We start from the raw sequence: 23,574 nt of genomic DNA, 5'->3' as shown, positions 1-23,574 counted from the left end.
GAAGGTGGGCCCTGGCCGTGCGTGGTTTCTGGGATGCGCTGGCAGACGGCATCGGTCATGTGACAGCGGCCGAGTGGATCCAGATCGTCTCGGCCGTCGGCGCGGTGGCCGCTGCCGTCGCCGCCGCCTCGGCCGCTCGCTCGGGGCGTGCCGCGGCCCGGACCGCGGCCAAGCAGCTGCCGGAGCTGCAACAGCAGGTCGAGATCAACGCGGCGCAGGCCAAGGCCGCCGAAGAGCAGGTAGGCCTGGCCCAGGAGATGCTGAAAGCCTCCACGGCGATGGTCGCGGAGGCGGCACGCGCCCGGACCGACGAGCGGGCTCCCCTCGTCGTCGCGCTGCTCGAGGTGCCGAAATGGCCCCCGCTGATCGACGCGACGCGCGATCGGATGCCCTATGAGGGCGAGTTGCGGCTGCTCGACCATCGTTGCCTGGCGCAGTCCGAGGCGGCCTCGCCGGCGCAGATCTTCGCGCGCAACGGGGAGCGCAAGGGGCTCTTGTGGTTCCAGACCCGCGGCGTGCTGATCAACGAGGGCGCGACCACCGCACGGGTGCGGCTCGACGACGATGCGCAGTTCGTGGAGGAGACCGCCGCGAGACGGGAGCGGCTCCTGCGCCCGGGAGAGGTAGCCCAGTTCGAGTGGGGCGCGGGCCACACGATCGCGGAGTGGGCGGAGGCCCGCGAGAAGCCCGACCCGCCCAACCCGCTGGGCGCCTGCTTCATGACGATCACCGTGTTCGACTCGTTCGAGCACGGCATCTTCGACCACATCCACGTCGTCATGAGCGGCCGGCCGATCGTGTCGGTGGACGGCTCGTTCGACGAGGTGCGGCTCGCGTCGCGGGAGTCCGAGGCGGACATGGGCGTCACGGTCTTCCCCACCCGGCGCACGTACCGCTCCGACGGCCCGCGACGGGACCCGCTCCCGTGGGACGGCACGTATGCGGCCTGGTGGAAGGAGCGGGGACGACGCACCACCTGACACCGGCCTGGGGCTATCGCCGCAGGCCTGCGAGATGAACGTCGAGTAGCCGCGGACGCCAGCGCGAGGCGGCGGAGCATCGAAGTCATGCAACGGTGTCTGCCACTCCGACTGGTCGTCGAGGTCCGTGAACAGGCCGCGCACGTCGCGGCGCTTGCTCAGGGCCTGCGGTGTCAGCCCGAGCAGGCTCGCGACCAGGGTGTCGCACTGCTTGCCCAGGAAGGCCTGCTGCGACTCATACGCCGGGTACACCCCGTCCGGCTGCTCGATGGAGCCGGCGTACTCGGCGTCGTGCAGGGTCGCGCAGTCGGCCCGCTTCTGGCTGGCGCCGTCGTAGAAGCCCTGCGGGTCGGAGTCCCGGCCGATCAGCGCCGCACAGCGCTGGGCGACCTTGCCCGGGGCCTGCGGCGGCCAGGTCGCCCTTCAGGGTGCCGGTGCGCGCGAGGGAGGGAGCGGACCAGTCGGTGCGCTCGAACTCCGCGATGCCGCACACGTAGCCGTGGGCACCGGCGGCCCGGTCGGCACTGGCGGGGCGGCCGATGTGCAGGAAGAGCCAGCCGTTGTGCCAGTCGGCGCCCAGGTACGCGGTGGCGGCATTGCCGCACTCGGCGTACGTGGCGCGCAGCGCCCCGCTGCCCCAGCCGGGGACCTGCGAGCCGTCGAGGAACCGGCCGGTGCCCACCACCTCGAGCTTGTGTGGCGTGTCGCAGCCGACCTCCTTGGCGACCGGGTCGGCCTTGTCGGCGTACGCGATGTTGCCGCCCGACGTCAGGCACCCAGAATCGATGGGACGAACGCGTCCGGCGGGCCGTCAATCGGCTGATGCACAAGCAATTGCGGCGACGGTACGGTGCGTGTGCGGGCCGATGCCGGGGGTTGCCGACAGGCGCCGAGGTGGCTCGTGTCCAGCTACTTCGGCCCAGGGGGTCCGGCAGTGAGTGTGCGCGACGGCAGGAGCGGCAGGACGGGCACGCGGCAGCGCCGCCGGCGGCGCAGTCTGCTGCTGTGGCTCTCCGGGGCCGACATGGACACCCTCGCGCAGGCCCCGCGGGAACGGCGCAAGTTCGTCGGCGTGGGCGGGATCGTGCTCACCACCGCGGTGCTCGCCTGCGTGTCGGCGTCGTTCGCGCTGAGCAAGGGCGCGCGCGCCCCGCTCTACGCGGCGATCCCGATCGGCCTGCTGTGGGGCCTGGCCATCATGAACCTCGACCGCTGGCTGGTGACGGCGACCCAGCGGCGACCGAAGTGGTGGCAGAACCTGCTCACCGCGCTGCCCCGCATCCTCATGGCGCTCGTCATCGGCGCGGTGATCTCCACGCCGCTGGTGCTGTGGCTGTTCCGGCCTGAGATCGAGGCCCAGCTCAATACCATCCACCAGCGCAAGCTCGACGCGCACCAGCAGAGCCTGCTCAATGACGCACGGTTCAAGGACATCCCGGCGCTGCAGCAGCGCATCGCGACGAACCAGGCGACCGCCGACGGCCGCAGCGCCGCTACCGACGCCGACCCGACCGTCAAGGACCTCCAGGCGAAGTACGACGACCTGGACAAGCGGTACCAGGCCGCGCAGGCCGAGGCGACGTGCGAGTTCGACGGGACCTGCGGCAGCAAGAGCTTCGGCGGTGGCCCGGCCTATCAGCAGAAGAAGGCCGTCGCCGACGACCTCAAGCGCCAGCGCGACACGGTCGGCGGCCAGCTCGAGCAGGCCCGCAAGAACGCCGCCGACCAGCAGGCCAAGGACGCCGGCCAGCAGCGCGCCACCGCCTCCGAGGAGGTCAGGAAGGACCAGGCCGAGCTCGACCGGCTGCAGAAGCTGCGGCAGTCGGAAGAGGACCAGTTCAAACGGGACACCGCCAACGACACCGGCCTGCTCGCCCAGCTCGACGCGCTCAGCGAGCTCACCGGCAAGAACGCGACCCTGCAGGGCGCCTACCTCATGCTGCTGCTGTTCATCACGACGATCGAGGTGCTGCCCGTCGTGGTCAAGTTCCTCATCAACCTGGCCCCGCCGACCGCGTACGACACCATCCTGGAGAAGTCCGAACAGGCCGACGTCTTTGCCGCCGAGCAGGAACTGGCGCGGCGGCAGAACCTCGCCAAGTACGCGGCCGACAAGCGGCAGGAGCGCGAGGAAGAGCTGCTCCGCGAGCGCATCGACCGTCTCGACACCCTCGACTCCGCCCCCGGCTTCCCGGGCGCCGACATGGGCGGCGAGGCGACCACCGGCGGCTGGATCAGCCGCTGGTTCCCGCCGCGCCAGGCGCGACCGACGGGCCGCTACCAGCCGTGGCCTGCCGCCGAGCAGCGCACCACCCCGCTGCGCCGGCCCGGCGGCGACCGCAAGGAGGACGGCGGCGAGGACCAGCTCACCGAGCGCTGGACCTACGACCGCTGAGCCGTGCTGCCGGGCGAGCTACTTGGTGATGCTGAGCACGACGTCGATGTAGCCGAACTTCTCCCGATCGTCCCAGTGCGCGTCGCCCGTGACGGGCACACCCTTGAGTTCGGCGTGCCGCTTCGGCAGCGCACCGCTGACCTGCTCGAGGCAGCTCTTGGCGGTGAGCTCCCGGTCGGCGTAGCAGTCGAGCTGGATGCCGGCGAGCTTGCCCGGCCGCAGCTTCAGATCGTTGATCTTGGCAAAAATGCTGTCGACCGCCGCGTTGGTGTTGTTCGCCGTTTCCCATCGGACCTGGAAGGAATCGCTGGAGATGACGCCGGCCGGGGGCGACGGCCGGGCCGGCGAGGCGCTCGTGGAGGCCTCCGAGCCCGGCTCCGCGACGGGTGAGCCGACGGGTGACGGTGTGGCGGACGCCGACGCCGGAGCCGCCGGCAGGTGTCGCGAGGCGGGGCCGTTGAACGCGAGGCCGATCACCACCACCACGATCACCACCACCATGAGCACCACGACCAGAGCCCTCCGCCGCAGCATGCCCGCGCCGGCCCGGCGGCGTTGACGCCGGCGCTGCGACCACTCGCGCAGCGGGGCGAACCAGTCCCGCCGCTCGCGTGGCGGCGGCTCCGGTAGCACCGGCACCTCGATGCCGACCAGGCCGACCTGCTCGACGAGTTCGGCCAGGGCGTTGCTGACCAACGGCCGGTGGCCGTTGAGCTCGTACAGCGCGCTGACGCCGGCCGACAGGACCCGAGAGCGGAAGACGTCGTTGAACTGCCCGAAGGGGAAGCCCAGGTTGACCTCGGCCCACCACTGAGTCCGGTCCCCCTTCTGGCTCTCGAGGACGCGCCGGGCCAGCCGTGGCAGCTCGGCCCCGTCGCCGCGGTCGGCTCTCGTCGCCCGGTCCATCACGATCATGAACCACCGGGCCGCCTCCGCCGTCAGCGGCCGCCGCATGCCGGTGACCGCGGCCGTCAGCAGCCCTTCCGGGTCGGTCGAGCGAAGGACGCCCTCCTCGGCCTCCGCGGACACGTTGGGCGCCCCGGCGACCTCCCGCAGGATGCGCGCCGGGTAGAAGTTCGGGTGGTCCTCCCACGGCAGCTCCAGCGCCGCGACGAACGGCTCCGCGCCGGCGAGGTTGCGCGGGTCGTGCAGGACGCCGCCCGCGCCGGTCATGGTCAGCATCAGGGTGACCCGGTCGCGCTTCTCCGGCAGGTACTCGCGGACGAGGTCCGGCGCGATCCGGCCGAACGAGGTGGTCTGCCGCCCGGTCGGCACCTCGAACACGTTCTCGGCCGGGTGCGTGCGCTGCCGATGGAGGAGGCCCTCGACCAGCTCCTGCGCCACCGTGGAGCCGGGATCGGCCGACAGGTACCGCCGCGCGTCAGCGGGCGCCTCCGCCGCGAACTCGACCACCGCACCGGGGGCGTGCGCGTGGAGGTTGGCCCGGCCCTCGGCGGTGGCCATCACCCGCGGCACGTCCTCGGGCGACGGTGCCTCCAACGGCAGGCTGGCGACCATCTCGTCCAGGAACGCCGCGAGGTCCGCGGCCTTGCTGCGCCGGCGGAGCTCCTCGAACGCCGACCCGGGTTTGAGGTCGACGGCCAGCTGCACGAGCCGCTCGAACGCCCGCCTCTGCTCCCGGCGCAGACCGGCGAGCAGCCGGTCGGCCGAGTCCGGCAGACTCTTGGCGGCCACCTGGGCGGCCAGGCGGGCGATCGGGTCGGCGCTGTAGATGTCCCTCGGCGCGCCGCCCGCCACGAACATGTCGGCCGGTCGGAACAGGCACGTCGACCACACCCAGCGCGCGGCGATCGCGCTCGGCAGCGCCGTCAGGACGCGCTCAATGACCTGGGCGTTCTCGGCCGGGGGCCGGGGCACGAACAGCCGGGCCTGCTCGTCGCCGATGCCCGCCAGGATCTGGGCGATGGTGTCGGAGAACACCCGGAAGCCCTTGTCCCACTCGGGGACCACGGTCCACGCCGCGGCGACGCCGGCGCGCCAGACCTCGGCCGGCGGGACCTCGAACGGGGCGAAACCGAAGCGGCAGCCGCCCGCCATGCCGAACTGGCGCTCCTTCTCCGCCTGGCCGTCGGCGCCGACGCGGTTGCCGCGGCCGCGTTCGACGAAGCACCACTGATCGCCGAGGCCCTCGACGGGCACCGCGCGCAGCGTCCACAGTGGATGGCGCAGCGTGGTGTCGACGCCGTTGGGCACCTTTTCGCTGTCCAGCAGCGACTGCGCGGCGGCCCAGAACCGGCGCAGCCCCGGGTGCGGGGCCTCGTCGCCGAGGCGCTCGAAGCCGTTGCCGGTGTCGGCCCACGCGACCCAGACGAGGTTGCGTGCCACGGCCGAGCGCGAGCCGGTCCGGGCGCCCGGCGGCTCGATGGCCTGGGTGACCTCCGACGGCGACTCGGAGGCGGTCGCGTCGCGGGTGGCGGGTCCGGCGGGCCGGGGGCGTTGCGGGCGGTCGGCGGAGGGGTCCGTGGCGGCGGCCGGCGCGGGGGAAACCGGGCGGCCGGGCGGCGCCACGGCACGGGCGGTCGGCACCGACGCGCGGGCAGCCACCCGGTCGGTGCGCGCGGCCTGCGGGGACGGCCGTGGCCCGGGGCGGGGGCCCTGCGCGGGCAGCGCGGGCAGGGCGGCCAGGAAGTCAGCGAGGTGCTCGGCGCGGCTGGCGCGCACCAGCCGGTCGACGTCCTCGGTGACCCCGCCGAGCTGCGCGGCCAAGCGCTCGAAGGCGGCCTCGATCTCCGGCGTGGGCCGGGCCGGGGCGGGCAGCCCGCCGTCGTCCGGGGCACGGCCGGCGACGTAGCGGTCGGCGGTGCCGTACAGATGGGTGGACCACAGCCAGCTCGACGTGACCCGCCAGGGCAGGACGCCGAGCACGGCCTCGATCAGCGCGGCGTTGTCGCCGGCGGACGGCGGCAGCGCGATCCGGTCGCGTTCGGCGGCGACCCCGGCGAGGATGTCGCGGGCCAGCGGCAGATCGACCGGCCGGCTCGCGGAGCGCGTCCAGGCCAGGTCGCGCCCGGCGCGCCACACATCCACCGGGTGATGGCGGCTGAGCTTGACGAACGAGGCCCGGCAGCCGCCGCCGGGTCCGAATACGCCGTCGCGGCCCTGCTCGACGAAGCACCACATGGCGCCGAAGGGCTCGACGTTGAGGTGCACCAGGGTCCACGCCGGCACGCCCGGGTCGAGCATCACGTCGGCCCGGACCACCCCGCGCCGGAACAGCCCGGCCTCGGCGGCCTGCCGGAACGCGCGGTACTCGGCCGTGCCGGCGTCGTTGCGGGCCGCGAACAGGCCGCCGCGCTGCTCCCACTGCAGGGACGCGGCGAAGAACTCCCGCGCCGCCGTCATGCCCGCGCCTTGCGCAGCGACGCGAGGAGCAGCTGGATCAGGGCCGCGGACCGGTCGCCCATGCGCGGGAAGCGCTCGTCGGGCTCGAGCGGCTCGAGGTGGTACACCGCCGCATCGCCCGCGATCCGCTCGGCCCGCGACACCGGCACGGTCGCCAGCGGCGAGCACAGGAAGAAGCGAATTCGCTGGTTCTCGAGCATGAAGAGATGGTGCAGTGCCGCGTCGTGGCCGAGGCCGTAGGCGACGCCGCAGCCGACGGCGGACATGACGAGGTCGCGGATCAGCATCCGCTCGCCCGCCCCCGGCTGGGTGGACTGGTCCTGGTGCTCGCCGATGGACAGCACGTCGATGCGCACCCCGGACAGGGCCATGTCGCCGCTGCCTGGAATCCTGACCGTGTCACGCGCGCCGCCGTGCACCAGTTGCCAGAACGCGTCCTCGTTCGAGTAGTGCTTCAGCAGCCCGTCGGCGACCTGCATGACCCGCCGGTCGCGCACGTCGGGCTGGACGGTCGCGGACGGCAGCAGGTAGTGCAGCAGCTGCCGGGACTGCTCGTCGGCCACCAGGTCCATGGCCGCCCAGCGCCGCGCGACCGAGGCCAGGTAGGCCGCGACGCCGTACTGCACGAGCCCGGGCTCGCCGAGCCCGTCCAGCGGCCGCTGCTTGCGCAGCGCCGCGTGGATGAGATCGCACTTGGACACGGCGACGAGCATCTCCAGCGGGCGGCCGTGCTCGGAGACGTACGAGCTGTCCCGCAGGGTGAGCGTGCGGCCGATCTCGAACTGGGTCTGCTCGCGGCCGGCCCGGACCCGGTTGCGGCTGTCGACGCGGGTGGTGCCCGGGCGCAGGCTGCCGTCGAGGATGCGGTCGTACTCGTCCCGGCCGCTCTGCTGCGGGTCGCTGGCGAGTTTGTCCAGCGCGGCGGCGGAGACCGCCGGGTCGATCACCCAGATCAGCGCGTCGAACGAGCGCAGCATCGCGCGCTCCCTCGTCCGGCCCGGTGTCATCGCGTGGTCGCGCGGCCCGATGTCGGGAGTGAACAGCTCGCCCGGCAGATCGGCGATGCCGGTCCAGGTGACCCGGGTGCCGCTCGTGGTGCGGATGACCAGCGGCTGGCGGAAGCCCATGCCCCACCGCTCGGCGCGCTGCTCGCCGTCGACGACCGTCAGCCGGATCGTCTCCCGGACGGCCTCGAGCACGTCGGGCAGCAGCGTCTCCAGCAGCGCCGCCGGCCGCGTCTCCTCCGCGGACGTGGGCTGCATCGGGCGCAGTTCGGAGACGGTGCGGCTGTACTCCGCTGAGCGCAGATCCAGCGGCACCTGCTCCAGCGGGTTGAGCTGATGGCGCCGGACCCGGCTGCTGTTGTTCTCCGGCCAGATGTTGCGGGTGTTCGCCAGCTCCTGGCTCAGCATGCGGATGAGCAGATAGGTCTTGCCGCTGGCCAGGGCGCCGACGGCGGCGACCATGTTCCAGCGGTCGACGCGGCGGCTGGCGTCGGCGGCCGGGCTGTTGTGGTGCAACCCCGGCGCGGACCGGGGGAAGATGTGCCCGTCGCCGCAGATGACGTAGACGTACTCCACCTCGTGTTCGACGAACCGGGGCGCGGTCGAGGTGGCCGGCGGGTAGTTGATGCCGATGACGGTCAGACGCCAGGCGTAATGGTCCGACGCGTCCGACGGGCCGATGTCCAGCTGGAAGCACGGCGGCGACAGGAACCGGCCGCTTCTCGCGTCGACCGGCACGGTGTCGCCCAGCGGCGCCCCGCACACCGGGCACCGACCGCCGAACTGCTCATACGCGGCCCGCTGGTCCAGGCCCGCGGCCCGCCGGGTCCGCCCGGTCACCCCGTCACCGCCGCGTTCGCAAGCGCCGGCCCGACGATCGGACCGGGCCTCACGTGAACACCGCCAGCAGCAGGCCTGCGAGCACGCCGACCACGCTGCCGCCGACGAAACCGAGCGTGCGGCCCCAGCGCCGGCCCGCGCTTCCCGCGTCGTGCAGGTACCGCGCCAGGTAGGGCTCGACGTCGTCGATGACCGCAGGCGTGGCGTGCCGGCCCTCGTCGAGCCAGCCCGCGAAGCGCGACTCGATCGCCGCGAACTTCTCCGCCGGCCCGCAGGCCTGCACGACCCGCCAGCGCAGGCGCCACCATCGCTGTACCTCGGCCAAGGCCGGACTCCTCTCCACCATGTCACAGCCCGAGGGCGTTGAGCAGTGTGTACACGAGCACCCCGACCGGCACCGCGACGAACGCCGCGAGCGTGGCCGCGCGGGTCGCGCTGCGCCGGGCCGCGCTCAGTCCCGCGTGCTCAACCGCCTCGTAGCCCCGCCGGGCCAGGTCCTGCCGCCGGGCCGGGCCGCGGTTGACCCGCTCCCAGATGCTGTCGAGCTGGTCGCGGTACGGCGCCGGGTCGCTGCGCTCGAACGGCCGCTTCGGCGTCTGACCGACCACGCAGGTGCCCTCGGCCTCGAGGACCCGGCCGAGCCACTCCTGCGCTGACCACTTCGGCGACTCGACGGCCCGCCCGAACGGCTCGGCGAGGGCCTCGATGAGCGGCGCCCACTGATGCCGGTCGGTGTCCGGCCACAGCTGCCGCAGCGCCGTCACCACCGCATCGCGGTCGTCGGCGGTGCGGGCGTCGCCGCGCACGCCCTCCATGTTCGGCGTCACCGGGCTGCGCAGCAGGACCCGGTCGACCCACTCCTTGCCGGCGAGCGCGGTGAGCACCACGACCGCGAAGCCGAACCGGTCGTGGGCGCGCAGCACATCCGCGTCGACGCCGTACTTGTTCACCTTCGGGTCCGCGAACCATTCCGCCAGGGCACGGTGGTGGTACGGCGGCGTCGGGCGGACCATGAACGGTGGCGGGTCGACCTGGCAGACCGAGTCGGTGTCGATGAGCACGTACCCGGAGACGTCGTGGATGTTGTACTGGCACACGTTGTCGGGCTTGATGTCGCAGTGCACGGTGCCGAGGCGGTGCAGCGTGTCCAAGCCGATCGCCATGCGCTCGAAGTCGCGCAGGTGCTCGGTGGCCGGCCACGGGTGGAAGCCGTCCCAGTTCAGCTTGGCCATCTTGGGGGAGATCGCCAGCAGGTACCGCTCCGGCTGCGGCGGGTCTCCGGTCACCCACGGCGGCAGGGCCTGGCGCACCCGGTTGGCGATGTCCTCCGCGGACGCGGCCAGCTCGGTGCGGACCGGGCCGATGTTCTGCTGCAGGCCGTCGCAGCGCACGATGTGCACGGGCACGGCGGCCCACGGCGGGTCGACCTGGATGCGGGCCGCTCCCGGCAGCTGCGCGTTGGCCAGCTGGATGCGCCCGGCCTGCTGGCCGAGGTGGCGGCGCAGCAGCTCGGCCTCGCCACTGTCCCGGCAGCGGTAGATCTTGACGAACCAGTCGTCCCAGCCGGTGCCCAGCAGGTTGCGCGCCGAGGTGTACCAGACCTGGGCGACGAGGTGGTGCCGCTGGGCACTGCGGCCCTGCGACAGCGGCACCTCGAACTCGGCCGGCTTGCCCGGCACCGGGTCGGGCCGCTGCACGACGAGCTCGGCGTGCCAGCCGGGCCCGTTGAGCCGGATCACGAGGGGCGGCTCGCCGTCAGGGGTGCCGTTCACTGTCGCTCCATGAGGACGTAGCGCAGTTCGCTCTGCGCGGTGCCGTTGGTGAACCGGATCCGGCCGTGGCCGGCCAGGGCCACACGGTTTCCGGGGGCCAGCAGGTACTCGTCGACGGCGACCGCATAGTGCGGCTTGAGGTCGGTGCGGCACACCTCGACGACGCCGGGCCGGTATCGCAGCCGCAGCAGCGGGCCGGCCGGCACCGCGTTGACGTGGTCGGGCAGTGAGATCTCCTGCCGCAGGTCGGCCGAGGGCGGCCCGCGCCGGATCGCCTGCCAGGCGTCGGCGATGACCAGCGGGTAGGCCCAGCGCAGCGGCCCGCTGAACGCGAGGGTCAGGATCAGCACCGGGCCCTCGGGCTCGTCGTCGGCCGTCGGGGCTGGCAGCCGGTGGTCGATGCCGATGGCGTACCAGGGCTCGGACATGCGCGGGTCGAGCGCGAAGAACGTGCGCTCCAGGCGGGCGCCGGGCAGCTCCCGGCCGAGTACCCGCTCGGCCTCGCGCCTGATGCGACCGCGCAGCTGCGGAACCGGGCGCGCGGTGACGATCGAGCTGGCCAGACTCAGCCCGTCGCGGGCGGCGGTGGGCGTGCCGCGCAGCTGCTCGCAGTACCGCTGCAGGGTCTGCAGGAAGGCGGCGAGCACCTTGGTCTCGAAGTCCGGCGCGTCCGGGTGCACGGGGTCAGCCTCCGATTCGGCGAATGGTGTCGAGGACGTGCGATGCCTGGTCGGTGCCTGCGCTCTCGCTGCGGCACTCCACGACCACGGCGAACGCGACGCGCCCGTAGCGCGCGGTGGTGACCGACCCGGCGAGCCAGACGTACCGGTCGGCGTACTGGTCCGGATGCGGCGCGGGCTGGACGTAGGTGGCGGTGGTGTGCCACTCGTCGCCGGGCCCGGGCCCGCGCAGGGCGGCCGCGAGCTGGTCCGCGGCGCCCGCCGGCAGCGCGGTGCCCGCCTGGGCGGGGGGAGCGTCGAGGGTGACCCCCGTGACCGGAGAGGCGGCGGCGGTGACGAGCGCCGGCTGGACCCGTCCGCCGTGGTTGGCGATCGCCGCGATCATGGTGGCGACGCCGAGCGGGGTGGCGACGGCATCGGTACGCCGGGCGACGTCGTCGCCGCGCGAGTCGCGGGGCAGGCAGGTGCCGGCGCTGCCGGGCAGCGGCCAGGTGAGCCAGGCCCCGGCGGCCCCGCAGTTGCCCGTGAGCGTGAACCCGAACCGCTCGGCCTGGGCGGCGATCTGCGACCAGCCCAGTGTGGCCGCGAGCGCGGCGAACGTGCCGTCGCAGCCGGCCGCCAGGGCCCGGTCCAGCGGCACCCGCCCGTCGGCGTCCGGGACGCAGCCGGCGGGGCTGGAGGGGCCGGCCGCGGCGGTGCTGCCGGACTCGGTGCGCGGCGCCGGGGCCGGCAGCGGGTCCGTCGCGGCGTGGCCCGGCTGGTTGAGGTAGGCCGCGGCGACGACGAGGCGCAGCAGCGGGCCGAGCTCGTAGCCTCGGCCGAGCGCACGGTCGACGGCCGGGTCGGGCAGCGCCACCGCCGGGTCGTCGCCGACGTAGTGCCGCAGCTCGGTCGCGCCGGCCTCGGTCACCGCCCGCGCCTGGGGGCGGATCGACCAGCGCCAGCACTCGTCGCTCGGCTCGTGGCGGCGGCAGCGCGGGTCGGGGCGGCTCCCGTCGAGGGAGCCATCGGCGGCGATCGGGGCGTAGTCGGGGTACGCCTGCTGATAGCCGACGATCGTCGCGCGGTCCTCGTCGGCGTCGCGGCCGGCCGGCCGAGGGGCGGCGGGGACGCTGACGCCGGCCAGGACGCGGCCGGTCGCGGCGTCGATGACGACGGCGCCGGCCGGCAGCGGGCTGGAGCCCGCCCGCAGCGCCGCGGCGACCTCGTGCTGCAGGCCGGCGTCGAGGGTGAGGGCGAGACCGCCGTCGGCGGGGTCGCGCTCGTCGTCGGGACCGTGCGGCACCAGCCGGTCCACCAGGCGGATGCCGGCCGAGCCGGACAGGGTCGTGGGGTAGGCGCGATCCAGCGTGCCGGCCGGGCTGCCGTCGATGCGTAGCAGGCCGGCCAGGTCCTGGTCGGTCAGGCCGCCGAGGGCGGGGTCGTGCACGACGCGCCAGATCCCGTCGGGGCGCCACTGGCGCAGCGCCCGCCGGCCGCCGAGGCGGATCTCGACGACGGTGCGGCGGTAGGCGAGGCCGTCAGTGGAGCACGTGCGCGGGTCCGGGGGTGGGGTGAGCTGGGCGTCGCGCTCGGGCGAGCGGGGCGGGCAGGCGGGGCGGCCCTCGGCGTAGGTTCCGGGGCCGCCGCCGCCGGCCGGGCTCCAGGCCCAGTACGGCAGCAGGGTGGTGAGCAGGATGATCAGCGCGGCGAATGCCACCGGGGCGACGACGCCGAAGAGCCGCCGCCGGTCCGGCGCCGGCGCGTCGGGCTCCCGTGCGGCCGTGGCGTCCGTGCGGGCGGCCGCCCCGAATCCCAGCACCAGGGCGATGGCGACGAGCAGCGCGAGGTTGGACTGGCCGCCGCGGGACAGCAGCGGGGCCGGGACGCCGGAGTGCGGAATGACGTTGACCGTGGCGGCCAGGACGAACAGGAACTGGCCGATGATCATGGCGCTGAGCCCGGCTGCGAACAGCTCGGCGGCGGTCGGTCCGCGGCCGGCCTGCTCCTCCCGCCCGTCGCCGGGGAGCCGGGCCGCCCGGGGGAGGGCCGCCGCCAGCAGGGCGGTGAGCGCGGCGGCGGCCAGGACGGCGACCGCGCCGAGCTTGTGCCAGATGATGACCAGGACGAAGTCGGTGGAGCCGGCCGGGACCACCGAGGACGAGACGTCCTGCAGGCCGCGGCCCCACAGGCCGCCGTCGGTCACGGCGGAGAGGGCCCGGGCGAGCTGGGAGCGGCGGCTCTCGGCGTCGGCGTTCTGGGCCTGCTGGCAACGCAGCCAGCCCGGCGGGGCCTCGCTGGCCTGAGGCCGCGGCATCGGCCGCTGCGCCGCGGGGGAGGGGCTCATGGCCTCGGGGCTGCCCGCCGTGGCGGCCTGCGCCTGGACCTGGATCCGCCCCGGGGCCTGCGGGCCGCTCGGGGTCGGGTCCACGGTGACGCAGCCCGAGTCCCAGCGGTACTGCCAGGGATCCGCCCACACCCGGGCGCGCTCGCTGACGTAGTCCGTGCCCCGCCACGCCGCGCCGCCCGCGAACAGGACCAGGAACAGGCCGATCACCGCGAACGGCCGCACCGTCCACGCCGTGCGCCCGACCCGCCGCCGGGTCTGCCGCCACGCCTTGCCCTGCGTCGCGTCCGGCCGCCGCTCCATCGCGAACCGCCCCGCGCTCCAGGTCAGCCCGGCGGTGGCCGCGAGCGCCGAGACGATCACGCCGAAGTCGTTGCGCACGATGCTGCCCAGCACGACGATCCCGAACAGCCCGATCGGCAGCCACACCCAGCGCCGCCACAGCAGCCGGCGCAGCAGCCCGCGCTCCGGGATGCCGTAGCGGTGGCTGTCGAACGCGACGACGACCGAGAGTGTCAGCAGGAAGAGCAGCTTGGCGTACTCCGGCGTCGCCACCGTCAGCACCGTGAGGCGGTCGCCGCCGGCCGCCGCCGGCAACAGGAACAGCACGAGCAGCACGGCCGCCACCGCCCACCCGAGCACCAGGGGCCGCCGCCAGCCGTGCTCCCACGGCCACGTCCGCCGCCCGTCCGCCGAGCCCCGCCACAGCCACGCGGCCCCGAGCCGCCGGGCCCACTGGGCCGCCAGGAGCAGCACCAGCACCCCCAGCAGCGGCACCCCGAGCGCGCGCACCCCGTCGAAGAACGGCCTCGAGCGGAGGCCCTCGAAGAACGTGTCGGCGGGATCGGGGCGCACGACGAGACGCACCGCCAGCATCGCCCCGAACTCGAGCAGCGCCCCCGCACTGACCACCACCGCCAGCGCGGCCGCGACGGCCCGGCGCTCCCCGGCCGGCGCCGCCCCCAGCACGAACCGCCGCCGGGCAAGTTCGCACAGCCCGAGCACCCCGCAGGAGACCAGCACGACCCACCACGGGTGCGTCCCGCCGGCCGCGAACCCGCCGGCGATGAGCCCGAACGGCACCACGAGCGCCATCACGGCCCCGACCGGGGCGGCCCGGCGTCCGAGCAGGAGCCGCGCCGCCACCACGACGGCCCACACCAGCCCGGCCCACACCGCGACGACCGGCCCGACGACGGGCGCGAGGTGCAACGTCAGCTCCATCATCCGCTTTCTGTGTAGCCGTCGCCCCATCTTGGGTTCCGTGAACCCGTTGCGGCATAAGGAGGATGGGCGGCCTCGACGGCTGTTCGGCGGTCTCGCTGCGCGTTCGGACGATCGCATTCCGGGGTCGCGTTCCGAGCCGCCGCTTTCTGTCAGTCGTCTGTGCCGGCGCCGAAGCCGGGGCGGCCCGGCTGCCACTGGGGCTGGGTGTGCACGCTGCGGCGGGAGAAGCCGCGCTGCTCGATGAGCACGCGCTGCAGGAGGCGGCAGGTCTCGCTCTCGCCGGCCAGGTACGCCGCGCCGGAGCCGGCGGGCAGGTCCAGAGCGGCGACGGCGCGCAGCAGCACCCGGGACGCGACCGCGGACGCCCGGCCCCGGTGGACCCAGGGCAGCGCCGGCACGCCGGGCAAGCCCGGCATCTCGTCCGACTCGCTCGCGGACTCGAAGACGCCGATCACCGGGCGCCCCGGTGCCGAGCGGTGCAACGCGGCTCGCATGGCCAGGAGGGGTACGGCACCCGTCTCGTCCCCGGCGAAGACGTGGAACGCCGCGGAGTCGTCCAGCGTGATCTTCGTTCGCGGCGGCTCGAGCGTGACGCGGTCGCCGGGTTCGGTCTTGCGGGCCCAGGCGCAGCCCGGGCCGCCGGCGTCGTGCAGGGCGATGCGCAGCGACAGCAGGGAGCTCGCGGGGTCGTGGCGCCAGACGGAGTACACCCGGCGCGCCTCGCCGTCGTCGGCGGGGACCCGCACCACGAGGTGGGCCCCGGGCCGGACCCGCAGGCGGGGCACGTCGGGGCCGACGAGGTCGATCTCGCGCATCGAGCCGGTGACGTCGCGCACCTCCCGCACCCGCGCCGGCAGATTCGGCCGGAGGGTGCGCCGCGGGTACGTCACCCCGCGAGCCTAACAACCGGGCGGCGGCACGGCCCGCTCCACGCGGCCGGGCCCGCGCAGCGACCAGCCGACGAGCTGCCGGATCGCCAGGATCGTCGCGGCGACCAGCAGTGGCTCCCAGTGCGGCGCCCCGCTCAGGCGCAGCAGCCCGGCGGCGAGCCAGAAGTCCAGCGCCGTCCGCAGCGCCTCCCGCACGTCCCGGCCCAGCGCCAGGGCGACGGCGCCGGTGACGAGCCCGGCGGCGACGCAGCCCAGCGCGGCGTACCCCAGCAGCACACTCATCCCAGCGAGCCGTCCGCGTCACGGCGCCCCAGCTCGGCCCGCTCCTGCTTGATCTCGCGGCTCAGGAAGTAGTTGAGCGCGGTGCGGATCGCGGCGATGGCGGCGAGCTCGCCGATCTCGCGCAGCGTCGGCGCGATCGCGGTGCGCAGGATGTCCGAGGCGAGCTGGAACTCCAGGCCGAGCGCCAGGAACCGGCCGAGGCCGAGCCGGATGGGCACGAAGCTCTCGGTGCGCCGGGTGCGGACCGCGGCGACCACGAACCGCCCGAAGGCGACGAGCGCGCCGACGAAGATGACGATCGCACCGGCGACCTCGACGATCCGGACGAGCAGATCGACGGCCGAGGCCAGCCACGCCTCGCCGAACAGGTTGTCCATGCCGTGCCGGTTGCCCGCCGCGGGCCCGATCCACACTTCCGGGGCGCGGTGCCGGACCTTCCCCGGCTCAGTGCTGCACGAGGCCGCCGGTCGGGACCGCGGCGACGTGCCCGGTGGCGGGCATCGTCAGCGCCAGGCCGAGACCGGCGTCGAAGGGTCCTCCCCGGGCTCGACGCGGCCGCCGGGCAGGGTCCACACCGGGCCGCAGCGGGCGAGCAGGACCCGGTCGGCCTCGATGCACAGCGCGTACGCCGCCAGACGGAGACTCATCCATGGACGATATCTGCTAAGAACAGGCATGGATTCGTTGCGCGGTGCCGGGCGGGGGATGGCGATCGCGACCGCGGTGTCACGGGTCGCGGGGTTCGCGCGGATCGGGGTGCTCATCGCGGCGCTCGGGCTCGGGACCCGGCTGCTGGACACGTACAACGTGGCCAACACGCTGCCCAACGCGGTCTTCGAGCTCGTCGTCGGCGGGGCGATGGCCAGTGTCGTCGTGCCGCTGCTCGCGCGGGCGGCGGTCACCGAGGCCGACGACGGCGTCGTGTACGCGCAACGGCTGCTGTCGCTCATGGTGTACGGGCTGAGCCTCGTCACCGTCGTGGCCGTCGTCGCCGCGCCGTGGCTCGTGGACGCCCTCGCGCCGGGCTTCACCGGCCCGCAGCGCCACCTCGCCGTGGTGTTCAGCTGGTACTTCCTGCCGCAGATCCTGGCCTACGGCGTCGGGGCCACGGCCGGGGCCGTGCTCAACATGCGCGGGCGGTTCGCCGCGCCCGCGTGGGCGCCGCTCGTCAACAGCCTCATCGTGATCGCGGTCGGCGGCGTGTACCTCGCGATCGGGGGCAGCACAAGCATCGACGGGCTCATGACGGTACACCTGATGCTGTTGGCACTGGGAACGACCGCCGGCGTCGTCGGCCAGACCGCGCTCGTGGTGTTCGCGCTCGCGCGCAGCGGCTTCCCGTTGCGGCTGCACCTGGACCCGCGGGGCATCGCGGTGCGGCGGATCGGCCGCCTCGGCGCGTGGGTGCTGCTGTCGGTCCTCGGGGCGCAGGTCATGCTCGCGGCGGCCACGCGCGCGGCGTCGCTGAGCGGGCCCGGCGGGGTCACGTCGTACCAGACCGCGTACGCGATCTTCCAGGTCCCCGTCGCCGTCATCGCGATGTCGGTGATGACCGCGATGCTGCCCCGCCTCAGCCGCAGCGCCGCCCGCCGCGACCACGAGCGCGTCATCGGCGACCTGTCCCTCGCGGTGCGGGTCGCGGCCGTCGCCCTGGCGCCGGCCGCCGTGGGCATGCTCGTGCTGGGCAGGCCCTTCGCCGCGCTCGTGTTCGGCGAGGGCCGCGGTGTCACCATGCTCGGCGTCGTCGTGGCCGCGTTCGGGCCGGCGCTGCTGCCGTTCGCGGCGTACACGATCCTGCAGCGCGGCTTCTACGCGCTGCAGGACACGCGGTCGCCGGCCCTGATCGCCGCGGTGGTCAGCATCGTCGGCGTGGCCGGCTGCGCGGCCGCCACGTGGCTGCTGCCGGCCGCGGACATCGTGGTCGGGGTGCCGCTCGCCTACGCCGCGGCCTACACGGTCGGCCTGGTCGCGACCGCGCTCGTGCTGCGCCGCCGCCTGGGCCGCATCGACGGGCACCGGATCGTGCGCACCCACGCGAAGGTCCTCGTCGCGGCGGCGGTGGCGGGCGTGGGCGCGGCGCTCGCGGGCGGCGTCATGACGGCGGTGCTCGCGGGGCTGGTCGGGCTCGTGCTCTACCTGGCTGTCGCGGCCGCGCTGCGCCTCACGGAACTGCGGCAGCTGCGCTTCTGAGCCCCCGACGACCTGATCGCATCGGCCCTGACCGCCGCCGGCCCACGCGGTGGGCCGGCGGCGGCACGGGTCAGGACTTCTTCAGGGACGACATCCAGCTCCGCAGCTGGCGGACCTGGCGGTCGAGCTCGCCGCGCGCCTCGCCGCTGCCCGCGGCGGGCGAACCGGTGATCGCCGTGATCTTGTTGAGCGACGTGCCGGCGGCGGTGTAGTCCTGCCGCAGGTAGGCCGCCTGGGCGTCGTCGAGCAGCGCGGCGGCAGCGGTGGCGGACTCCGGCGTCAGGGCGCCGGAGGTGATGAACGCACGGGTCTGCCGGAAGGTCGAGCAGTTCGCGTCGCTCTGCCCGGCCGTCCAGTTGATGCCGGCCAGCAGGATCCGGGTGAACGGGTCGCGGCTGTACTGCGCCCGGTCGTGGCCGAGGATGAGCGAGAACTCACGGCCGCCGTCGTACTCCTGGCACCACGCGATCGGGTGGTCGCCGCCCATGAGCGGCAGCGGGTTGGTCGCGGCGTTGCCGCTGTTGAGGCTGCGCCGGTACGACTCCTCGTCGAGGCTCAGCAGCGTGTGCACCTCGGCCCGCGGGTTGTGGTCGAAGTTGTACAGCTCGTCGATGGTCAGCCAGGTCTTCGGCAGGTGCGCGGTGGCCGCGTTCGTGCTGTCCTCGGTGTTGACCCGCACGTTGATGCAGCTGCCACAGGTGCCTTCGCCGTTCTGCCCGCCCGGGTGGTTGGTGAACCACGCGCCGACCAGGTCGCGGTACCAGGGGACGTTGTGGATCGCGTCGGACGCGCCGTGCAGCGCGACGTAGCCGCCGCCGGCCCGGATGTACTCCTGGAACGCGGCCAGCTCGGCGGCGTTGAGCGCGTCGGCGCTCGCCGGGCTGTTCGCGTTGGTCCCGTCGACCGGCGAGGAGAAGACGATGGTCTTGTACTTCGCGAGGTCGGCACCCGAGGTGAACGGCGTGCTCGCCAGCGACGCCGGGGCGAGGCGCGGGTCCCAGATGTCGACGTCGAACCCGTGCTGCTGACCCCACTGCTGCACGAGCAGTGCGGTGTCCGGGATGTGGTCGTGCCGGAAGCCCTTGGTGGCCGAGAAGTACAGGATCCGGAACTTGGCCCCGGGGAAGTTGGTCGACGCCGCGAGCGGCACGACGGGCGCGATCGGGTCGGGCCCCGCGACGGGCGTGACGATCATGCCGGTCTCCGGATCGCCCGGCAGCGCACCGGCGACCTGCTGCTGCAGGTAGCGGGCATCGCCGACGAGCGTGTCGCGGACCGGGCCGGACTTCGACCCGCCCTGGGCGGTGGCGACGAACTGGTTGAGGGCTCGCTTCGCCTGGTTGGCGTTGCCCGCCCCGGCGAGGCTCGCCGCCTCGTCCAGCTTGGCGTGCAGGTCGGCCGCGAGGCCGGCATCGATCGCGCCGTCACTCGCGAAGCCGTCGATGAGGGTGCCGAGGTCGCCGAACGACGTGGTCACCACGAACGTCTGGTCGAAGCGCGCCGCGTTGCCGGCCGCGTCGCTGGCCACCACGCTGACCGTGTGGGCGCCCGTCGACAGGGTCGAGGTCTTCACCGGCAGCGGGGTCGTCTCGGTCTGGTCGATCCACATCTTCTGGATGAAGACGCCGCCGGAGCCGGGAGCGGGATCCGTCCGGGTCGGGATGAGCGTGGCGGTGTGGCCGACCTTCCCGGCGACGATGCCGGGCCAGCTGACGACCGGGGCGACGGTGTCGATCCGCACGGTGATGGTGCGGGTCGTCTCGACCGAGTTGTCACCGCTGACGGCGCGGTACCCGACCGCGGTGGAGCCTTGCTGCGTGATCTGCACCGACCCGGCCAGCGCGGCGGGGTACGGGGCGCCGGCGGCCACCGCGGTCTGGAAGGGTGCCGTGTTGCCGAGGCGGTATTCGAGGCGCTGTACGCCGCCGACCCCGTCGGTCGCGGACAGGTTCAGCGTGACCGGTCCCCGGTACCAGGTGTTGGTGCCGGTGGCGACAGCCGGGGTGAGCGTGGCCGGCGCGCTGGCCGGCGCGGCCCAGGCCGATGAGGCGAGCACGAGCGACCCGGCCGAGATGGACGCGACCGGCAGGGCGACGGCGACCAGGCAGCGGACCAGACGACGACCAGGGTCTCTGGCCTCGTGGGCGGTCGGAGGTTGGCTGGACATGCACTTCCTTCCAGTTCCGTGTGGGGACGCGGAAGGCGGCCTCGACGAGCGAGGCGCGCGGGCGAGCGGCGGACCCACCGTGGGAGGGGGGCCAGGGTGTAGCCGGCTCGCCGGTCGCGTCGCTGCTTCGAAGCGTCCCGGGGGGTGTGGGGGCTGGAGAACGATGACCTTGAACGCGCGATCGGCAGAATCGTAGCGCAGAACAAAAGTAATTAGTATTTCTCAATAACTTTCACTCGTTCGAGCAAAAGTGGCTCGCTATGCGGCAGAAGGCCAGGTGGCTGTCACGCCGCGGCCGCGCCAGGGCTACGCCGCTGACGCTCTAGCGCGCATGCGGCAGGCCGTACTTGTCGGACCACGCCCGTTTCAGGTCGTCCTCGTTCCAGTGCCCGAACGTGTAGGCGGGCGAGACCACCGGCAGCGCCCGGTCGACCTGGATCAGCACTGCCTCGTGACACGGATAGTCGGGGCCGTGGGTGTCCAGGACCCACCGGCGGGACGATGCGTACACGGGATCGCCCTCGCCGCGCAGCTCGGCGCTTCCCCGGAAGCGATAGCCACGCCGCAGGAGAAAGTCGACCACGTTCACCTCGAGCCGGGGGTCGCGGCGCAGGTTCGCCACCGTCGTGGGCGAGGCCATGTTCATGAACACGAGATGGTCATCGTCGTAGACGCGCAGGGAGCCTTTCGGGGAGAGGTTCGGGAAGCCGTCCTCGCAGACCGTCGCCACGAACGCGAGCCGCGCGCTCTCGATGATCTTCCGCATGTCCTCCGTGATGATGCCCACCGCTGCCCAGCCCTTCATGCCGCATCTGCGTGTCCGCAGCCGCGGTACCCACATTTCCGCGGATCTCGCCTGCTGCGGCACCCGGGCGCAGACAGCGGCGATCACGCCCCGGCCGAACATCAGGATCTTCGCGTCACCCCTCGGGGTAGGATCGATTTGGAGGTCATCTCCATTTGTCAACGCGAGGGAGCGCATGACCGCCGACAAGCCGCTGCGGGCCGACGTCCGCCGCAACCGCGAGGCCCTGCTCGCCGCGGCCCGGGAGGTCTTCGACGCCGGCGACTTCTTCGACCTGCGCTTCGACGACTTCGCCCGCCGGGCCGGGGTGGGCACCGGCACGCTGTACCGCCACTTCCCCACCAGGGAGGCGCTGGCCGAGGGGGTCTACCACGGGGAGGTCGCCGCGCTGTGCGACCGCGCCCGCCGGCTGCAGGCCACGCTGCCCGCGGCGGAGGCTTTGGCGACCTTCCTGCGCGGCATGGTCGACCACATGGATGCCCACAAGGGCCTGGCCCGGACGCTGGCCACGCTCATGGCCGGTCGCTCGGGTGCCCTGGCCGAGGGCGGCCGGGCGCTGGAGCAGGCTGTCGCCGACCTGGTGGCCGCCGCCGTGCGGGACGGCGCCGTTCGCGACGACGTGGGTGCCGGTGCCGTGATGATGGCGCTGCACGGCATCGGCGCGGCCCATGACCGCCCCGGTTGGCGGTCCGAGGCCGACGACGTCATCACCCTCGTGCTGGACGGGCTGCGCCGGGAGCACTCCGGCGAGTTGGCGTGAGACTGTCTTGCCCGCGCCGGAGGAATGCACTCGGCGCATGGTTCGCTGATCAGCGACCGATGGTGTGCAGCTCGGCGAGCGCCGCAGCAGCCAGGCCAGGGCGACCTGAACCCGGCGGACACGACGTCACCCCAGCCCCGGCGGATCCATGCCCGCGGTGATGGACGGCGCTGCGGCCCGGCAGGGCCGGACGATGCACCGTCCGGCCCGGTCGGGGTTCAGCCGCAGGTGGAGCCGTTGAGCTTGAAGCCGGTCGGGGCGGCGGCGTTGCCGGTGTGGCTGGCCTGGTAGCCGATGGTGGCGGAGCCGCCCGGCGCGAGACTGCCGTTGTAGCTGGCGTTGGTCGCGGTCACCGTGCCGCTGATCGGGGAGTAGGTAGCGTTCCAGCCGCCGGTGATGCTTTGCCCGGCGGGCAGGGTGAAGACCAGGCTCCAGCCGTTGATGGCGGCGCTGCCGGTGTTGGTGATGGTGATGCTGTTGGTCAGGCCGGTGTTCCACGCGCTGACCGCGTTGACGACCCGGCAGGCGCCGCTGCCGCCCGGGCTGCTCGCCGAGGGCGTGGGCGACGGCGAGCCGGGCGTCCTGGACGGGGACGGCGTGACCGGCGGGGTGCTGGGGGACGTGCCGCCGACGGCGGTCATGATGGCGCTGATGATGCCCTGCTGGGTCACGGTGTTGGAACTGCGGTTGAACAGGCCGAACCCGTACTGGCCGTTGTAGCCGTTGTCCCAGTAGGCGCTCGCCCCGCCGTACTTCTTCGCGGTGGCGACCAGTGCCTTGGCGAAGTTCGCGCGGTAGGTGTTGTTCGCCGGGTCGGCCGACGTCTTGTCGATCGAGCCGTACTCGCCGACGAAGAACGGATAGCCCTTGGTGACGAAGGTGTCGTACATCTTCTTCAGCGTGGAGTCCATGTAGTCTTCCTGGCCCCAGGTCGACTTCTTGGCCGGGTTGGTCGCGGCCGCACCCCACTGCGTGATGTTGCCGTCCTCCTGGCCCGTGAAATCCCACGGGTCGTAGTAGTGCACGGAGATCATGAGTCGCTGCTCGCCGCTCGGGATGGAGGACGACCGGTAGGCGTCGGTGGGCAGCGAGAAGCCGTAGCCGCCCGTCGTGTACTCGATGTTGGTGTTCCAGCCCGGGACGAGCAGCCATCGCGAGGCGTTGGTGCCGCCGGTCCGCCGGACGGTGTCGACGAAGATCTGGTTGTAGGCGACGATGTTCGAGTAGCACGGCTGGGTCGGGTTGCCGTACTGCCCGTCGAACTCCTCGTTCATCGACTCGAAGATCAGGTGATCGTTGTAGCTCGCGAACTTCGTCGCGACCTGTTGCCAGACCTTCTGATACTTGGCCTTGATCGTGGTCTGATCCGATGCGTCGCAGATCAGCCAGGAGCCGGTCACGCTCTTGTAGCCGTCGCCGTGCATGTTGATCAGCACGTACAAGCCGGCGTTGTAGGCGTAGTTGACGACCTCCTGGACCCGATTCAGCCAGGCCGGGTCGACGGTGTAGTTCGGGGCGGCCCCGATCTTGCCCAGGTACGAGATCGGGATGCGAATCGTCTTGAAGCCCGATGCCTTCACCCGGTCGATGAGGGCCTGAGTGATCACCGGGTTGCCCCAGGCCGTCTCGCTGGGCATGCCGTTGGCGCTGGCCTCCAGCTGATTGCCGAGATTCCACCCGGCACCCATGTCGGCGACCAGCTGGGGAGCGGTCAGCTGCGCCGCGGCGTTGGCCGCGGTCGGCCTCGTCACGCCGTACACGGCTGCGGCGAGGGCCAGGGTGGCGGCAAAGACTGCGAGCCCGGCCCTCCTGACTGTCGAACTCATGCGGCTTTCCTCTCGTACGGTCTCGAGCGCCGGACGTGGCGGCGTCTCCGGTCCGAACCTGGCGAGG

Annotated in this window: 18 protein-coding genes; 4 read left to right on the top strand and 14 right to left on the bottom strand. The window is 73.4% G+C overall.

The features are described 5' to 3' along the window. Positions 1–59 precede the first annotated feature (59 nt). Positions 60–980, top strand: coding sequence for a hypothetical protein (locus ACQP2P_RS26720; RefSeq protein WP_433605209.1), 921 nt, complete (start codon positions 60–62; stop codon positions 978–980). Positions 981–1,215: 235 nt separating this feature from the next. On the opposite strand, the gene ACQP2P_RS26715 is transcribed toward ACQP2P_RS26720, so the two are convergent. Beyond that, the gene (locus ACQP2P_RS26715; RefSeq protein WP_433605207.1) at positions 1,216–1,662 is read right to left on the bottom strand and encodes a septum formation family protein; all 447 of its coding nucleotides are present in this window, start codon (positions 1,660–1,662) and stop codon (positions 1,216–1,218) included. Between the two features lie 252 nt (positions 1,663–1,914). Here ACQP2P_RS26715 and ACQP2P_RS26710 point away from each other — a divergent pair, with 252 nt between their 5' ends. Beyond that, a complete protein-coding gene (locus tag ACQP2P_RS26710) occupies positions 1,915–3,375 on the top strand; it encodes a DUF4407 domain-containing protein (protein WP_433605205.1) in 1,461 nt (486 codons plus the stop codon). A gap of 18 nt (positions 3,376–3,393) precedes the next feature. Here the strand turns inward: ACQP2P_RS26710 and ACQP2P_RS26705 are convergent, their stop codons facing one another. The 10 genes from ACQP2P_RS26705 to ACQP2P_RS26660 form a co-directional block, all read right to left on the bottom strand. Then, on the bottom strand, positions 3,394–6,738 hold the full coding sequence (locus ACQP2P_RS26705) for a hypothetical protein (RefSeq protein ID WP_433605203.1): 3,345 nt from the start codon (positions 6,736–6,738) through the stop codon (positions 3,394–3,396). Further along, a complete protein-coding gene (locus ACQP2P_RS26700) occupies positions 6,735–8,582 on the bottom strand; it encodes a hypothetical protein (protein WP_433605202.1) in 1,848 nt (615 codons plus the stop codon). Before ACQP2P_RS26700 ends, ACQP2P_RS26705 begins: the two co-directional genes overlap by 4 nt. 49 nt (positions 8,583–8,631) lie before the next feature. Next, positions 8,632–8,907: a hypothetical protein gene (locus ACQP2P_RS26695; protein ID WP_433605200.1), complete on the bottom strand. Its 276-nt coding sequence runs from the start codon at positions 8,905–8,907 to the stop codon at positions 8,632–8,634. A 22-nt stretch (positions 8,908–8,929) separates the two neighbouring features. Beyond that, a complete protein-coding gene (locus ACQP2P_RS26690; RefSeq protein WP_433605198.1) occupies positions 8,930–10,354 on the bottom strand; it encodes a hypothetical protein in 1,425 nt (474 codons plus the stop codon). Then, positions 10,351–11,034 carry a hypothetical protein gene (locus tag ACQP2P_RS26685; protein ID WP_433605196.1) on the bottom strand — a complete coding sequence of 228 codons (684 nt, stop codon included), beginning with the start codon at positions 11,032–11,034 and terminating at the stop codon, positions 10,351–10,353. Before ACQP2P_RS26685 ends, ACQP2P_RS26690 begins: the two co-directional genes overlap by 4 nt. 4 nt (positions 11,035–11,038) lie before the next feature. Next, positions 11,039–14,587 carry an FtsW/RodA/SpoVE family cell cycle protein gene (locus ACQP2P_RS26680; RefSeq protein ID WP_433605194.1) on the bottom strand — a complete coding sequence of 1,183 codons (3,549 nt, stop codon included), beginning with the start codon at positions 14,585–14,587 and terminating at the stop codon, positions 11,039–11,041. A gap of 149 nt (positions 14,588–14,736) precedes the next feature. Next, positions 14,737–15,477 (bottom strand): siderophore-interacting protein, encoded by a 741-nt coding sequence (locus tag ACQP2P_RS26675; protein ID WP_433605192.1) that lies wholly within the window; start codon positions 15,475–15,477, stop codon positions 14,737–14,739. Between the two features lie 9 nt (positions 15,478–15,486). After that, a complete protein-coding gene (locus tag ACQP2P_RS26670; RefSeq protein WP_433605190.1) occupies positions 15,487–15,759 on the bottom strand; it encodes a hypothetical protein in 273 nt (90 codons plus the stop codon). After that, entirely contained in the window at positions 15,756–16,136 is a 381-nt protein-coding gene (locus ACQP2P_RS26665; protein WP_433605188.1) for a DUF1622 domain-containing protein, read from the bottom strand. Before ACQP2P_RS26665 ends, ACQP2P_RS26670 begins: the two co-directional genes overlap by 4 nt. A 126-nt stretch (positions 16,137–16,262) precedes the next feature. After that, entirely contained in the window at positions 16,263–16,406 is a 144-nt protein-coding gene (locus tag ACQP2P_RS26660) for an NUDIX domain-containing protein (RefSeq protein ID WP_433605186.1), read from the bottom strand. A gap of 58 nt (positions 16,407–16,464) precedes the next feature. Here ACQP2P_RS26660 and murJ point away from each other — a divergent pair, with 58 nt between their 5' ends. Further along, complete coding sequence (gene murJ / locus ACQP2P_RS26655; protein ID WP_433619278.1) at positions 16,465–17,949, top strand: murein biosynthesis integral membrane protein MurJ; 1,485 nt, start codon at positions 16,465–16,467, stop codon at positions 17,947–17,949. 70 nt (positions 17,950–18,019) lie between these two features. Here murJ and ACQP2P_RS26650 read toward each other — a convergent pair whose 3' ends face one another. Further along, a complete protein-coding gene (locus tag ACQP2P_RS26650) occupies positions 18,020–20,116 on the bottom strand; it encodes a ThuA domain-containing protein (RefSeq protein ID WP_433605184.1) in 2,097 nt (698 codons plus the stop codon). Positions 20,117–20,438: 322 nt separating this feature from the next. Continuing rightward, positions 20,439–20,921: a pyridoxamine 5'-phosphate oxidase family protein gene (locus ACQP2P_RS26645; RefSeq protein ID WP_433605182.1), complete on the bottom strand. Its 483-nt coding sequence runs from the start codon at positions 20,919–20,921 to the stop codon at positions 20,439–20,441. Positions 20,922–21,096: 175 nt separating this feature from the next. On the opposite strand from ACQP2P_RS26645, the gene ACQP2P_RS26640 reads away from it, so the two are divergent. Continuing rightward, complete coding sequence (locus ACQP2P_RS26640) at positions 21,097–21,681, top strand: TetR/AcrR family transcriptional regulator (RefSeq protein WP_433605180.1); 585 nt, start codon at positions 21,097–21,099, stop codon at positions 21,679–21,681. 218 nt (positions 21,682–21,899) lie between these two features. Here ACQP2P_RS26640 and ACQP2P_RS26635 read toward each other — a convergent pair whose 3' ends face one another. After that, positions 21,900–23,507 (bottom strand): cellulase family glycosylhydrolase, encoded by a 1,608-nt coding sequence (locus ACQP2P_RS26635; RefSeq protein WP_433605178.1) that lies wholly within the window; start codon positions 23,505–23,507, stop codon positions 21,900–21,902. Positions 23,508–23,574: the final 67 nt, after the last annotated feature.

It is taken from the genome of Dactylosporangium sp. CA-139114, from assembly GCF_050955725.1.
GTDB lineage: Bacteria > Actinomycetota > Actinomycetes > Mycobacteriales > Micromonosporaceae > Dactylosporangium.
This window is presented reverse-complemented; position numbering and strand designations above follow the sequence as displayed.